The organism is Microtetraspora fusca (assembly GCF_001570365.1).
GTDB classification, from domain to species: domain Bacteria; phylum Actinomycetota; class Actinomycetes; order Streptosporangiales; family Streptosporangiaceae; genus Microtetraspora; species Microtetraspora fusca.
This window is the reverse complement of record NZ_BBYK01000038.1, coordinates 532,635-546,316: the sequence shown is the minus strand read 5'-3', so window position 1 is coordinate 546,316 and position 13,682 is coordinate 532,635. Positions and strand designations below refer to the sequence as shown.

At 69.9% G+C, this 13,682-nt stretch carries 14 protein-coding genes; 10 read left to right on the top strand and 4 right to left on the bottom strand.

Going from position 1 to position 13,682, the window contains the following annotated elements:
* Positions 1-171: 171 nt before the first annotated feature.
* A complete protein-coding gene (gene sigJ / locus AWQ68_RS02575) occupies positions 172-1,116 on the bottom strand; it encodes an RNA polymerase sigma factor SigJ (protein WP_066933806.1) in 945 nt (314 codons plus the stop codon).
* A gap of 193 nt (positions 1,117-1,309) precedes the next feature.
* Between sigJ and AWQ68_RS02570 the strand changes: the two genes are divergently transcribed.
* From AWQ68_RS02570 to AWQ68_RS02560, 3 genes are all read left to right on the top strand, one after another.
* Positions 1,310-2,449, top strand: coding sequence for an amidohydrolase family protein (locus AWQ68_RS02570; RefSeq protein WP_066933804.1), 1,140 nt, complete (start codon positions 1,310-1,312; stop codon positions 2,447-2,449).
* A 602-nt stretch (positions 2,450-3,051) separates the two neighbouring features.
* A complete protein-coding gene (locus AWQ68_RS02565) occupies positions 3,052-3,261 on the top strand; it encodes a hypothetical protein (RefSeq protein WP_066933801.1) in 210 nt (69 codons plus the stop codon).
* 479 nt (positions 3,262-3,740) lie between these two features.
* Entirely contained in the window at positions 3,741-4,646 is a 906-nt protein-coding gene (locus AWQ68_RS02560) for a WD40 repeat domain-containing protein (protein WP_066933798.1), read from the top strand.
* 60 nt (positions 4,647-4,706) lie between these two features.
* On the opposite strand, the gene AWQ68_RS02555 is transcribed toward AWQ68_RS02560, so the two are convergent.
* On the bottom strand, positions 4,707-5,174 hold the full coding sequence (locus AWQ68_RS02555; protein WP_066933793.1) for an ATP-binding protein: 468 nt from the start codon (positions 5,172-5,174) through the stop codon (positions 4,707-4,709).
* Positions 5,175-5,452: 278 nt separating this feature from the next.
* On the opposite strand from AWQ68_RS02555, the gene AWQ68_RS41950 reads away from it, so the two are divergent.
* Both AWQ68_RS41950 and AWQ68_RS02550 read left to right on the top strand, forming a co-directional pair.
* On the top strand, positions 5,453-5,596 hold the full coding sequence (locus AWQ68_RS41950; RefSeq protein WP_157544785.1) for a hypothetical protein: 144 nt from the start codon (positions 5,453-5,455) through the stop codon (positions 5,594-5,596).
* Positions 5,593-6,912, top strand: coding sequence for an MFS transporter (locus AWQ68_RS02550; protein ID WP_066933792.1), 1,320 nt, complete (start codon positions 5,593-5,595; stop codon positions 6,910-6,912). Before AWQ68_RS41950 ends, AWQ68_RS02550 begins: the two co-directional genes overlap by 4 nt.
* A gap of 49 nt (positions 6,913-6,961) precedes the next feature.
* Here the strand turns inward: AWQ68_RS02550 and AWQ68_RS02545 are convergent, their stop codons facing one another.
* Positions 6,962-7,309, bottom strand: coding sequence for a VOC family protein (locus AWQ68_RS02545; RefSeq protein WP_066933791.1), 348 nt, complete (start codon positions 7,307-7,309; stop codon positions 6,962-6,964).
* 104 nt (positions 7,310-7,413) lie between these two features.
* Here AWQ68_RS02545 and AWQ68_RS02540 point away from each other — a divergent pair, with 104 nt between their 5' ends.
* Positions 7,414-8,352, top strand: coding sequence for a MerR family transcriptional regulator (locus AWQ68_RS02540; protein ID WP_066933790.1), 939 nt, complete (start codon positions 7,414-7,416; stop codon positions 8,350-8,352).
* Positions 8,353-8,377: 25 nt separating this feature from the next.
* Here AWQ68_RS02540 and AWQ68_RS02535 read toward each other — a convergent pair whose 3' ends face one another.
* Entirely contained in the window at positions 8,378-9,028 is a 651-nt protein-coding gene (locus AWQ68_RS02535; protein ID WP_066933789.1) for a hypothetical protein, read from the bottom strand.
* A gap of 170 nt (positions 9,029-9,198) precedes the next feature.
* On the opposite strand from AWQ68_RS02535, the gene AWQ68_RS02530 reads away from it, so the two are divergent.
* The 4 genes from AWQ68_RS02530 (at position 9,199) to AWQ68_RS02515 (ending at position 13,625) form a co-directional block, all read left to right on the top strand.
* Positions 9,199-10,998, top strand: a complete 1,800-nt coding sequence (locus AWQ68_RS02530; RefSeq protein ID WP_066933786.1) for a glycosyltransferase family 2 protein — start codon at positions 9,199-9,201, stop codon at positions 10,996-10,998.
* Between the two features lie 68 nt (positions 10,999-11,066).
* Positions 11,067-12,089 carry an energy-coupling factor ABC transporter permease gene (locus AWQ68_RS02525; RefSeq protein WP_066933782.1) on the top strand — a complete coding sequence of 341 codons (1,023 nt, stop codon included), beginning with the start codon at positions 11,067-11,069 and terminating at the stop codon, positions 12,087-12,089.
* A 25-nt stretch (positions 12,090-12,114) separates the two neighbouring features.
* Positions 12,115-12,879 (top strand): cobalt ECF transporter T component CbiQ, encoded by a 765-nt coding sequence (cbiQ, locus tag AWQ68_RS02520; RefSeq protein ID WP_066933779.1) that lies wholly within the window; start codon positions 12,115-12,117, stop codon positions 12,877-12,879.
* Positions 12,876-13,625 carry an energy-coupling factor ABC transporter ATP-binding protein gene (locus tag AWQ68_RS02515; protein WP_245655710.1) on the top strand — a complete coding sequence of 250 codons (750 nt, stop codon included), beginning with the start codon at positions 12,876-12,878 and terminating at the stop codon, positions 13,623-13,625. The genes cbiQ and AWQ68_RS02515 overlap by 4 nt, the downstream gene beginning before the upstream one ends.
* Positions 13,626-13,682: the final 57 nt, after the last annotated feature.

Genomic DNA, 13,682 nt, shown 5'->3' with positions numbered 1-13,682 from the left:
GATCGTCCTTGATGCCGGCAAAGGACTACGCAGCCCGATCTCCGGCGATGAGGGCCCGTACCCGAGTGGCATAGGCGCCTGGGGTCGCGAAGGCCAGGCTTGCCGTCGCCTGCCGAGCTGTTCGAGCGCGCCCGCCCCGAGGGCAGGTGCCGGCCGGGCGCTGCTTTGGTGTCAACGGTCGTTGATCCGGGTGAGCTTGTCGGGGTTGGTGACGGAGTAGATTCCGCGTACGTGGTGGCTGCCGGGAGTCAGGTCCAGTACTAGGACGGCGATCGGGGAACCGCTGTCGAAGAGCACCGCAGAAGGATCGCCGTTGACTCGCCGGTAACGGATGTCGAGGTCGCGTGCGTTGGCGGCGACGGTCAGCAGGGTTCGGGCGACGGCGTCGCGGCCGTGGATGGGATGCAGACTGGTGGCCGGGCCCTTCCCGCCACCATCGGTCCACAGAGTCACATCCGGCGCGAGGACCTGGAGGAGGGCCTTCAGGTCGCCGCCGAGCGCGGCGGACAGGAACCGTTCGGTCACCTCGCGGCGCATGCGGGGGTCGGCGTGGTAGCGGGGGCGTCGGGCATGGACGTGTTCACGGGCGCGGTGCGCGAGCTGGCGTACGGCGGCGGGGCTGCGACCGAGCAGGTCGGCGATTTCGGTGTGGGCATAGCCGAACACCTCGTGCAGCACGAAGACGGCGCGCTCGGCCGGGGTGAGGGTCTCCAGCACCACGAGCAGCGCCATCGAGGCGGAGTCGGCCCTGACCGCCGCGTCGGCGGTGTCACTGGAGTCGCCGGCGCCGCTGGTGTCCGCCAGCGGGGTGACGACCGGCTCGGGTAACCATTGCCCGACATAGGTCTCCTGCCGCCGGTCGATCTCCGCTCGCCTGGCCAGGGCCTGGTTCACCGCGACCCGTACCAGGTAGGCGCGGGGGTTGTCGACTTGCTCGGCGTTCCTCGCCCGGGTCCGGGTCGCCCAGGCCAGCCAGGTCTCCTGCAGCACGTCCTCGGTGTCGGCGACGCTGCCGAGGATGTTGTAGACGACCGAGAACAGCAGCTCCCGGTGGCCGACAAAGACCTGCGTGACGTGGTCGGCCGCCGCAATGTCGGCTGCCTGCCTCTCGGTCATGGTGGAGGCCTCCTTTCAAGGCTCGCATGGTGAGAGGTGCGCCGACCCCGCGAATGTGACACGAGCGAGGGCAAATGTGATCCACGTCTCAGATCCGGCTTGTCGTGTCACACTCCCGGGCCCGCCCCGCCTCTTGGGTCGCGTAACCGCCGAGGCAGCCCGCCTCGGCAATCTACGCAGACCAGGAGGACCGATGCGGACCCTGATCCGTGATGTGCGAGTGTTCGACGGTGAGCGGACCGTCCCGAGGGCCGATGTCCTCATCGACGGGGACCGAATCGCCGAACCCGACGGCCACCCCGTCGACGTCGAGGTTGACGGGTCCGGCAAGACCCTGCTTCCCGGCCTGATCGACGCGCACACCCACACCTTCGACGGCAGCCTCGCCCAGGCGCTGACCTTCGGCGTCACCACCGAGTTGGACATGTTCTGCCTGCCCGGCAACCTGGCCCGCCAGCGTGAGTTGGCCGCCGGCAACGACGAGGTCGCGGACCTGCGCAGCGCCGGGATGCTCGCCACCGCCCCGGGTGGGCACCCCAGCCAGCTGATGGCCGGGTTCGACGCCTCGACGCTGGAAGCGTTCGGTGATGCCGTCGGCGGGTTCGACACCGTCGCGGACCCCGGGCAGGCCAAGCGGTTCGTCGAGGCACGGCTGACCGAGGGAATCGACTACCTGAAGATCGTGGTCGATGACGGTGCGGTGCACGGCGCCCGGCTGCCGGCGCTGACGCAGCAGATCGTGGCGGCGCTGGTCGAGGCCGCCCACGCCAACGGGCTGACCACCGTCGGCCACGCGATCACCGCACGGGAGGCCACGATCGCGCTGGACGCCGGCATCGACGGTCTGGCCCACGTGTACGCCGACGCCGAGCCCGACGACCCGGCCGGGCACGAGCTCGCCGCTCGGATCGCCGCACAGGGGGTGTTCGTGGTCACCACGTTGGCGTACTTCGAAGCGATCACCGGGCAGGCGGAAGCGGCGGACCACGCGCTGCCCGGCTGCGCCGACAACGCCGTCCACGCCGCCCGGACCCTGCACCAGGCCGGCGTATCGCTGCTGGCCGGCACCGATGCCAACCCGTTCGCCCCCGTACACGGTGCCGCCATGCACCGCGAGCTCACCCTGCTCATCGAAGCCGGGCTCAGCAACGAGGAGGCGCTCGCCGCGGCCACCAGCGTGCCCGCCCGTCACTTCGGGCTGGCCGACCGTGGCCGCGTCGCCCCCGGGCTACGTGCCGACCTCCTGCTCGTCAACGCCGACCCGACCCGCGACATCGCCGCCACCGCTGCGATCGCCGAGGTGTGGCGCCGGGGCGTCCGCCAACCCCGCTAGCCGTACGGCACAAATCCCCGCGAAGACTTCTACCTGGTTACCGGGGCCTGCGGTGCGCTGCTGCTCTCGTCCTCCTCCAGGGAGTGTGGGGAGGGAGTCGGCGGCATGGTCGGGCGCGGCGGTGGTACCGGCGGGCGCGGGCTTGGTGGCGTCTGTTGGCGCTCGGGTCGCGGCCACCGGTGCGCTGCTTTGCCCGGCATTCGCCGGCTGATCCGGCGCGACCATCGATCGCAGGCGTCGGGGCTGGTCTTCTCTCGTAATCGCGCGGAGTCACGGTGTGATGAATTCGAGGGTGGCTAAAGCTGTACCTGTTGTGCGAATGTGTGGTGGCGCTAATCTCTTGATCATGGAGCGCTGGGTGATTGCGGTGCTTGCGGCCGCCTGTATTGGATGGGGCGTTATCTTGGTCGCTCCTATGGCTTACCTGGCATAGATGCACCGCCGACGATGACCGGCTCGCCGCCTCTCTGGCCACGCTCAGCATTCTCGACGCTCATCCGGTAGGCGCGACACCACAGGAGGAGCGAACCAGCCCCTGCGAGAGCGATGACCGGATAACGACTGTCGGACAGACCTACCGTTTTTCTGCTTCGAGAGCCGACGTGCTGTCCTTCTACCGAGAGATCGCGATCAAGGATGGGTGGACGCCCCCTCCGAATGACGACGGTGAAGGGGTGAGCTGCTTCGCCAAATCGGTCGGCGGGAGGAGGGTCGACCTCTCGCTGTCGTTCCTGGACGCGATGAGGAAGGAAAACGGCGATGGCTACGAGGTGGAAGTGAGCTCTTCCCGGGATGGCGGAGGCTGGTGTTGACACCCGCATGATTTGAACGCTTCGAGCCCTACTGAGGGCGACGGAAACCGTGGAAACGGACGGTTCAAAGAGAACATCCGGAAAAGCACGTGACCGTTGTCGATTATGTCGGTGGTGCACTCGCTCGCCGCGTTGGCCACGGCCGTAGGAGATCTGACGCCACGTGTGCGGCGGATTTCCCGCAACCGCACCGCGCCTCGGCCCAATTGTGCCGCTCGATTTCCAGCTCTACGAGTTTCACCGGCCAATCCTAGTTATCGCAAGATCGTGCCGGATCGCCTTCTCGTCTCAGGCAAAGCGCTACGGAACCTCCGTACGGCCTACCCGGCGGCCGTACGGATCAAGGCAGCGTGCAGTCGGAGGCCCCTTGCGACTACCAGGGGCCCTCGCCGAGCAGGGGCCGCTCTCGAACCTCAGGAGAGGTCGACAACATTCCCGCAATTTCTGGCATCTCATGCACCATGAGATTTCGTACAGCTTTGGCGGCGTTGCTCCTGGCCGGCACAACACTGATCGGATCGCCGGCGGCGGCCGCCGCCGCGCCGGTCACGATCGCCTACGCGCAGCGGACGCAGACCTGGCAACTGGTGCTGACCAACGGAGACGTGGTGGAGGTGCCGGAGGCGCTCGCCAAGGCGCCCAAGAATGCGGTCACTCCCGGCGAGCGGGCGCCGTTCCTGGTCAGCGGGGATGGGAAGCATTTCTTTTATTTCCGGAAGTCGGATGGCCTGTTCGTCGAGCGGACGCTGAACGGCAAGGAAAGGGTGGTGTCACGGCGGCTCACGGCGTACACGATCTACGAGGAATGGCCGGCGGTGTCGGACGACGGCAGTTACGTGGTCACGACGACCTCCGCGCCCGGGGTGGGGATCTTCGCGGACCTGCGGAAAGGCAAGGTGCTGCCGCCTCCCGGACACACGGATGCGTGGAGCTTCATGGGGTTCAGTTCTGACGGCAAGCGGCTGCTGCTGGCAGAGGACGAACGATTGACGGTGTTCGACCGAGGGCTGCGCACCCGGACGCGGCTGAAGACGCGGCTGGCACCGACGGCGCTGGCGAATGACTACGTCACAGCGGCGGTGCCTGTCGGCACGTGGCTCAAGTCTCGCAAGCTGCGCCTGGTCAACCTGCGCACCGGCCGGGCGAGCGGCACGGTGACCGTGCAGTTGCCTCGCGGGCAGTACATCGACGACCTCGACTTCGATAAGGCGGGACGCGTGATCGTCCGATCGAAGACCGGGGAGGGGGTGGCGTTCTACCGGGTCTCGGCGGCGACCGGAAAGGCGACGCTGCTGCGGACGATCGCCAGGCCCGATGCGGAGGTTTGGGTGCTTCCGGGGGACAGTCCATACGAGGCGTGGACGGAACGGAAAGGCAGGGCATAAGGACGAGGCGAACTCGGCCTCCGGCGGAACGCACCACGGCTCGCATCAAACGGGTCGCAGTTAGGCAAGTCGCTCAAGCTGCCGGACGACCTGCGCTATCGGAGCACGCGCGTCGATCTCCATGGTCGCGGTAGCCCGCAGCAGCGGCTCGACGACGCGAAGGTTCTCCAGGATCGCGTCTCGCTCCTCGGGCCGTTTGCCATACGGATTGTTGGTCCGCGCGATGACCCGGGCCAACAGCACCTCGGCGGGTGCGCTCAGCAGCACGACGTGGTCGAACTGCGGATAGAACTTTCCCTGGTTGCTCTTACAACCGGCCACGAACAAGGCGCCCTGCTCGTGGCCGGCGAGCAGATCAGCGATCGCCTCCTCGCGCCACACCCAGTCCGACGATCCGTCCGGGAGGGTGATCCAGTGGCTCCACTGGCCGTAGTCCGTGTCCACAACCCGGTGCCCTCGCGAGCCCAAGATCTGTAGAGCGGTCGATTTGCCAGTGCCCGACATCCCGGTGATCAAGACCTTGGGCATGGCATCACCCTAAGGAGGCAGCGAACCCGGACGCCAGGTCGGCCCGAGGCGTTCCTCGACCGAGGCCTGGACCCGGCCGACGTGGCCCCGGTGGCAGCGTTCACCGGAGCGAGCGTGGGCTCCCGGACACGACGGGGGCCGGGACCAGGCGCCCCATGGCCGGATCGTGGCGGTGTCATCGTCGACGCGTACGGTCGTCGCGCGAACCCTCAGGCGATACAGCGCTGTCCGCCCTGGCACGGCGGCGGCACTTATATAAGCACTGTTATATTTGCGCCATGGACGAGATCCCGCACGCGCTCAGCACGGTCGTCGCCGAGTCGGACCAGGCGCTGGAGCGCCGTTCCTTGCGCGACCGGATCCTCGCCCACCTCGACGGAACGTTCACCGCCTCCGCGGCTCCGCCGGAGCCACGTCCATGACGTGGCGTGAGCGGCTCATGGACGTCCGTCCGCTCCGCTCCAGCCGTCCGTTCCGCGAGTTGTGGCTCGGGTCGTCGCTCGGCTCGCTCGGTCACCAGATCGCCACTGTGGCCGTCCTGGCGCAGGTCTGGGAGCTGACGCACAGCCCGCTCTGGACGGGCGCCATCGGTCTCGCGTCCGGCGTGCCGCTGATGCTCCTCGGACTGGTCGGCGGATCGCTGGCCGACGCCCTCGACCGCAGGGCACTCGTTCGTGCCACCACCGCGGGCCAGCTCGTGATGGGCGCCGGGCTCGTCGCACAGGCGGCGGCCGGCAACCGGTCCGTCCTGCTGCTGCTCGCCCTGATCGCCGCCGAGTCGGGCTGCTCGGCGCTCGGAGCCCCCGCGCGGCGTACCTTCCCCGTCCGGCTGCTCCCCGCCGACCAGGTGGCCGCCGGACTCGCCCTGCAGAACGTCGTCTTCCAGGCGTCCATGCTCGTCGGACCCGCGCTCGGCGGCATGCTGCTCGCCCAGTGGGGGTATCCCGTCGCGTACGCGGTCCAGGCGCTCGCCGGCGCCGCGTCACTGATCGCCGTGATCCGGCTGCCCGCGATGCCCACCCCGCGCGCCGAGGGTGACGACCCGCATCCGAGCCACGGGACGGGAGGACGCCGCCGTCCGGCGCAAGGCGGTTGGGGGATCATCCTGCGGCGCCCCACCCTGTGGGGAAGCTTCGCGACCGATCTCGCCGCGACCCTGCTGGCGATGCCGATCGCGCTCTTTCCACTGATCAACGAGATCCGCTTCGACGGCAACCCGCGGACGCTCGGGCTCTTCCTCTCCTCGATCGCTGTCGGCGGGCTCGGTGCCGGTCTGTTCTCCGGAACCGTCACCCGGCTACGGCGAAGCGGCGTCGTCCAACTCCTGGCCGCCGGGGTCTGGGGTCTCGCTCTCGCCGGTTTCGGTCTGGCCGGGCCGCTGTGGCTCGCCCTCGGTTGTCTCGCGATCGCCGGCGCCGCCGACACCGTCTCCGTGGTCACCCGAGGTGCGCTGGTTCAGTTGGAGACCCCCGACCGGTACCGCGGGCGGGTCGCCTCGGTCGAGCACGTCATCGGCTCGGCCGGCCCGCAGGTCGGCAACTTCCGTGGCGGCCTGCTCGCCTCCGTCACCTCCGCACCTGTGGCACTCCTGGTGGGCGGCCTGTCCGCCACGCTGGCCGTCGTCGCGGTGGCTCTGGTCAACCGTCCGTTGCGGGACTACCGCACCTCGCCCGAACCGGAAGAGCCGCGCTCCACGGCCCCGGAGCAGGCGATGGCCGTCACCGCCGACCCGGTGTGACTCAGGACGAACCCGGGGTTCAAGGAGATCAGCGGCGACTCTCAGCCGTTCATCGGTGGGTGAGGACGTTCAGGACGCGGCCGTTCGGATCGCGTACGAAGAACCGGCGGACGCCCCACTCCTCGTCCTGCAGCGGGTGCACGATCTCCGCGCCGCGCTCGACCATGGCCGCGTAGGCGGCGTCCACGTCGTCCACCTCGATGCTCATGTCGGGGACGACGGGCGCGGTCTTGTCGTCGCTCATGAAGCTGACCTGTGCCGTCGGAGTGGACGGGGAGGCGAGGGTCATGATCCAGCCCAGGTTCATGACCTCCTCGAACCCCAGCAGGCCGTAGAACGTCGCGCTCTCCTCCAGGGCCTCGGACCGGACGTTGGGGACGGTTCGACGGATGGACACGGGTGACTCCTTTCACGGAAGAAGGCGAGCCAAGGCTACGGGCGACCGACGATCTCAGCGATCAGGATTGAGTCTCCAGTAAGGGGAGACGCGAGGGTGAAGGCATGAACGGCGACGCGCTCTACTCGATCGGTGACCTGGCCCGGCGCACCGGACTGACGGTCAAGGCCATCCGGTTCTACTCCGATCGCGGGATCGTGCCGCCGACCGACCGCACCCCGGCCGGCTACCGCCGCTACGACGTGGACGCCGTTGCCCGCCTGGAGCTCGTACGGACACTGCGCGACCTGGGCGTGGACCTGCCCACGATCCGGAAGGTCGTGGACCGCCGGATATCCCTCCCGGAGGTCGCGGCGCGGCACGCCGACGCCCTGGCGGTGCAGATCCGTACGCTCCGACTGCGGCGCGCGGTGTTGACGGCGGTGGCCAGGCGCGGGTCCACAGCTGAGGAGACGGATCTCATGCACAAACTGGCCAGGCTCTCCGAGGACGAGCGCCGCCGGCTGATCGACGACTTCCTCGACACCGTCTTCGGCGACCTGGACGCGAATCCGGAGTTCGCCGGGATCAGGAGTTCGATGACCCCCGAGCTGCCCGACGACCCCGAGATCGAGCAGGTCGAGGCATGGGTGGAACTGGCCGAGATGTCGCGGGACCCGGACTTCCGCGCGAGCATCCGGCGCATGGCCGAGCACCACGCCGCCGAGCGGGGCGAGAGCCGGAGCGCCGGCGTCCGCCGCGACCCGGTCGCGACGGTCCGTGACCTGGTCGCTCCCGCCCTGGCGGAGGGCGTCCCGCCCACCTCGCCTCGGGCCGACGCCGTGGTCGCGGCCGTCATGGACGCGTACGCCCGGGACCTCGACCGGCCCGACGACCTCGACCTCCGCCGCAGGCTGCTGGACCTGCTCGAGGCGGCGAACGACCCGCGCAGGGACCGGTACATGCGCCTGCTCGCCGTGATCAACGGATGGCCGGCCCCGGAAAGCCCGGCGCCGATGCTCGACTGGTTCGTCCCGGCCCTCCGCGTACGGATGTCCGGCTGAGCCCATGGGGGACCCAGCGGCCGGGTCAGTCGGCGCACCCGCGTGATGCCCGCCTGTCGGAGGCCATCTGCTCGACGGTCTTGGACGTGTAGTCCGTCTGCGCCTGCTGGTCGGGGATGTACCGCCAGCGGCCGCCTTCGTATCGGAATTGGTAGGTGAACGCCGCCAGCAGCCGGGTCACCTGGACGTCCGCGACGTCGCCGTCGAGGGTGACGCCCTTGATCTCGAAACTCAGGTTCTCGGCGATCGGCTTGCACAGCTCGAACATGCGGAGGTAGTCGTCCCGCGCGATCAGCTTCCGCGCGTCCGCGGTCCATGAGTCCCAGAACTCCCCGTACGCGCCGGACGAGTAGAAGCCGAGCGTGGTCTGGGCCGCCCGCCGAACGCCGGCCTCGGTTCTCTCCTCGCCCGCTTCCTGACCGAGAGCGGGTTCCTGCCCGGGGGCGGGCTCCTGTCCGACATCGCGTTCCTGGCCCAGGGCGGGTTCCTGGCCGACGGCGGGCGGGGTCTGGCCTTCCATCACGAGGTTCGGGCCGTCACTCCTGTCGTGGCCCGCTCCCGGGACGGCCGGCGGAGCCGACTCCGGATTGAGGACGAGCACGATCGCCACCACGGACAGGGCGATGATCACAGCGGAGACGAGCGAGACGGCGATGACGGCGAGACGCGACGACACGGCGGCTCCAAAACGATCACGAGGCGTGCGAGTGAGACGCACGAGATCGCCATATGGTTCGCAGCCCGTCGCCCGCGCTCGCCTCCACCGCCGTACGGGTTGGGGGTGAAAGGTCAAGACCTGGCCATTGGCGCCTTATGGCGCGGGCGGCCGTCACATAATGATTCGTGATGGAGACGGAGAGTGAGTGCCCGGTCGACGTCAGCATCCTGGTGCCGACGTTCAACTGCCGCGCGTACCTCGACCGGTGCCTCGTCTCCCTGCTGATCCAGCGCGTGAGCAAGGAGATCGTGGTCGTCGACGACGGCTCGACCGACGACACGCGGTCGCTCCTGGACCTGTACGCCGCCCACCACCCGGGCGTGATCAGAGTGATCTACCAGGAGCACTCCGGCACTCCCGGCAGCCCGCGCAACCGCGCTCTCGCCCACGCGCGCGGCCGGTACGTCTTCTTCTGTGACGCGGACGACTACCTGGGGCCGGAGGCACTGAGCCGGATGCTCGCGACCGCCGACCGCAACGGGGCCGACATCGTCCTCGGCAAGGTCGTCGGTCATGGCCGCCGGGCGCCGGAGTCGATGTTCCGCGAGAGCGCCGACCAGGTCACCCTGCTGGGGAGCACGGTCTACAACAGCCTGCTTTGCTTCAAGCTCTTCCGCCGCGAGATGCTCGAACGGCACGGCGTCCGGTTCGACGAGACGCTGCGGGTGGGCGAGGACATGGTCTTCACCTCCCACGCCTACTGCCACGCCGACGTGATCTCGGTCGTCTCCGACTACGACTGCTACCACCTGGTCTCCCGGCCGGACGGCAGCAGCGTCATGCAGGAGCAGGGCAGCCGCGACCCGCTCGCCTGGCTGCGGATGGCCCGCGTGCCGATCGGGCTGATGGCGCGGCACATCCCACCCGGCTCGCTCCGCGACCACCTGCTGCTGCGGCACTTCCGGCTCGACGTCTTCGACCAACTCGGCGCGCCCCTCCTGGCCGCCGACGAGGCCGACCGCGAGAAGATCGCCTTCGAGGCCGCCGACATCTGCGACGAATGGCTCACCGAGGGCGTGATCGAACGGCTCGGCGCCGCCGACCGGCTGCGCGTCGAGTCCCTGCACGACCTCGACCGGCTCGTACGGCTGGCGCAGGTCGAGACGGCCACCCTCCACCACCGGCTGACCACACTCGAATGGGACGGCGACCGCCTCGTGATCGGTGGGCACGTCTCGCTGGACGGGTTCGAGGGGGAGGCCTCCCTCCTGCTGCGCGAGCGTGCCTCGCGCCAGGAGAGGCGTGTCCCGATCACGCGGGTGGCCGACCTGTTCAGCGTCTCGATCCCGGTGGCCGCGCTGCCCTCCGGCATGTGGGACGTGTACGCCGCCGTCGACTGCGAGGGCGTCCGCAGGCTGGCCCGGCTCGGGAGCGAGCGCGCGCCCGGCCTCGACCGCCCCGCGCCGCGTTTCACCTCCGGAATCGTGGCGCTGCCGTACCTCACCCGGCAGCACGGCAACCTGAGCGTCGACGTCGGCGGGCATCTGGCCCGGGTGCCCGCGTCCGTACGGCTCGCGGAGGCGGGGTGGCTGCGCGACGGGCTGCGGGTGGACGGCGTCGTCGAGGTGGCGGGCGAGCCCGCCGCGGTGGCCGTACGCGACCTGATCTGGCGGGAGCGGCGTTCCGGGCGGGAGTGGCGCGCGGCGGCCACACAGACCGCGGCGGGAGCGTTCCGCTCGGTGAGCCGGTGGCCGGCCGCCGGGATCTGGGACTCCTATCTGGAGCTCGACGTGGGCGGGCCGCCCGTCCGCTTCCCCGTCAAGATCGGCGATCTGGGCCGGTTGCCGGCCCCGGCGACGTGGTGGAGCGGTCTGGCGCGGTGGAGCGCCCGGCCCTACGCCACGGCGGTCAACCGCAGGCTCAGCGCCTCGGTGCGCGCCGTCACACCGCTCACCCTCCTGCGCAGACTTCTCCATCGCGCCCGCTAATGCGAACTGTTTGCAACTGCTAGGCCATGTCCTAAAGTTGTGGCAGACGCGCATTTCGGAGGCTCGCCGTGCATGTACCCGATGGGTTCTTCAACGCTCCCGTTTCCATCGCGGCAGGCGCCTTCGCCGCCGCGGGCGTGGCCGTGTGCCTCAAGGGTGCCCGGAACGAGCTGAACGACCGGACCGCCCCGATGGCGGGCCTCGTCGCGGCGTTCATCTTCGCCGTCCAGATGCTCAACTTCCCCGTCGCGGCGGGCACCAGCGGTCACCTCCTCGGAGGGGCGCTGGCCGCGATACTCGTCGGGCCGTACACGGCGGTCCTATGTGTGGCGGTGGTCCTGCTGGTACAGGGCTTCTTCTTCGCCGACGGCGGGCTGACCGCGCTCGGCGTCAACATCACCCTGATGGCGATCGTGACCTCGGTCGTCGGCTGGGCCGTCTTCCGCCTGATCACCCGGGCCGCGCCGCGCGGCCGCGGCGCCGTGGTCGCCGCCTCGTTCGTCGCGGCGGCGGTGTCGGTGCCGGTCTCGGCGCTCGCCTTCACCCTGCTGTTCTGGATCGGGGGGACCGCGCCGATCGACGTGACGGCGGTGGCCGCCGCGATGGGCGGCGTCCACGTCCTGATCGGCCTGGGTGAGGGCCTGATCACGGCGCTCACCGTCAGCAGCGTCCTGGCCGTACGGCCCGACCTCGTGTACGGCGCGGCCGGGCTGGGCCGCAGGCTGGTGCTGCGGACCGCCGACGGCGAGGTCCCGGTCGAGGAGCCGGCCCCGGCGCCGAAGGGCGGCCTGCGGCCGATCCTGATCGGCGGCGGCCTGATCGCCGTGCTGCTCGCCGGGTTCGTCTCCTTCTACGCCTCCAGCTCGCCCGATGGGCTTGAGCGGGTGGCCGCGGACAAGGGCTTCAACGCGGGTGAGCGGCAGAGCGGCGTCGCGCACTGGCCGCTCGCCGACTACGCCGTCAAGGGCGTGGAGAACGAGCGGCTGTCCCTCGGGATCGCGGGCGTCGCCGGGGTCGGGCTGACCGTGCTCGCCGGAGGCGCCGTCGTCTACACGGTGCGGCGCCGCAACCGGGACAAGGCCGACGCGTGATCACTCCGAGGCGGGGGAGCCGGGCGTGAGCGCAGGTCATCACCACCAGCTCTACCGGCCGGGCGACACGGTGGTCCACCGGTTGCCGCCGCAGTGCAAGCTGCTGGCCGCGGCCGGGTTCGCCGTCGCGGTGGTCGCCACCCCGCGCGAGAGCTTCTGGGCCTTCGCCGCGTACGCCGTGATGCTGGCGGCCGTCGCCGCCGCGGGGCGGGTGCCGCCGGGTTTCGTACTGCGGCGCATGGTGATCGAGGTTCCGTTCGTGGTGTTCGCCGTCGCGATCCCGTTCATCGGGCTGGGCGAGCGGGTCGAGGTCCTCGGTGTGCCGCTCAGCGTCGAGGGGCTGTGGGCGGCGTGGAACATCCTGGCCAAGGCCACCCTCGGCGTGGTCGCCTCGATCCTGCTCGCGGCCACCACCGAGCCGCGGATGATGCTCCTGGGCGCACAACGGCTGCGGCTGCCGCAGCTCCTGGTGCAGATCGCCATGTTCATGCTCCGCTACATGGATGTGATCATGGACGAGATGCGCCGGATGCGGGTCGCCCGCGAGTCTCGCGGCTTCGTGGCCAGGGACGCCCGGCAGATCCCGGTGCTGGCCAAGTCGGCCGGCGCGCTGTTCATCCGCTCGTACGAGCGGGGCGAGCGGGTGCACCTCGCGATGCTCAGCCGCGGGTATACCGGAGAGATGCCGATAATCCGTGATCTGTCGGCATCGCTTCGGCAGTGGGGCGCCGCGGGGCTGCTCCCCGGTCTCGCCGCGGTGACGGCCGTACTCTCCTGGAGCCTCTCGTGACATCTCACCCCGTTCCCTCGCTGGAGGTCAGCGGCCTGGCCTACGCGTACCCCGACGGCACGCAGGCGCTGTTCGGGGTGGACCTGGTGATCGGGCGGGGGGAGCGGGTCGCCCTGCTGGGCCCCAACGGCGCGGGCAAGACGACGTTGGTCATGCACCTCAACGGCATCCTCACCGCCGGGCACGGCTCGGTCCGCGTGGCCGGGCTGGACGTGCGCGCGGACACGATGAAGGAGATCCGCCGCAGGGTCGGCCTGGTCTTCCAGGACCCCGACGACCAGCTCTTCATGCCGACCGTCCGCGAGGACGTCGCGTTCGGACCGGCCAACCTGGGGATGCGCGGCGCCGAGCTCGACCGGCGGGTCCGGGACGCCCTCGATCGCGTCGGCATGCTCGACGCGATCGACCGGCCGCCGCACCACCTGTCCTTCGGCCAGCGCAGGCGGGTCGCGGTGGCCACCGTGCTCGCGATGGAGCCGGAGATCCTCGTGCTGGACGAGCCGTCGTCCAACCTCGACCCCGCCGCCCGGCGGGAGCTGGCCGAGATCCTGCGCAATCTGGATGTGACGGTGCTGATGGTCACGCACGACCTTCCGTACGCGCTGGAGCTGTGCGAGCGGTCGCTCATCCTGTCCGGCGGCGTGATCGCGGCCGACGGTGCGACCCGCGCCCTCCTCGCCGACGCCGACCTGCTCGCCGCCCACCGGCTCGAATTGCCGTACGGCTTCGCGGTTCCGGCCCTTTGATCACTATCGTGAACTTCACCCACGGTGATGTCGAAGTAAAGTGGCCTCGCTGAGGAG

Bases quoted from the DNA above. Each gene is read 5' to 3' on its own strand.
- sigJ (WP_066933806.1), bottom strand. From the start codon at position 1,116: ATGACCGAGAGGCAGGCAGCCGACATTGCGGCGGCCGACCACGTCACG.
- AWQ68_RS02570 (WP_066933804.1), top strand. From the start codon at position 1,310: ATGCGGACCCTGATCCGTGATGTGCGAGTGTTCGACGGTGAGCGGACC.
- AWQ68_RS02555 (WP_066933793.1), bottom strand. From the start codon at position 5,174: ATGCCCAAGGTCTTGATCACCGGGATGTCGGGCACTGGCAAATCGACC.
- AWQ68_RS41950 (WP_157544785.1), top strand. From the start codon at position 5,453: ATGGACGAGATCCCGCACGCGCTCAGCACGGTCGTCGCCGAGTCGGAC.
- AWQ68_RS02550 (WP_066933792.1), top strand. From the start codon at position 5,593: ATGACGTGGCGTGAGCGGCTCATGGACGTCCGTCCGCTCCGCTCCAGC.
- AWQ68_RS02540 (WP_066933790.1), top strand. From the start codon at position 7,414: ATGAACGGCGACGCGCTCTACTCGATCGGTGACCTGGCCCGGCGCACC.
- AWQ68_RS02530 (WP_066933786.1), top strand. From the start codon at position 9,199: ATGGAGACGGAGAGTGAGTGCCCGGTCGACGTCAGCATCCTGGTGCCG.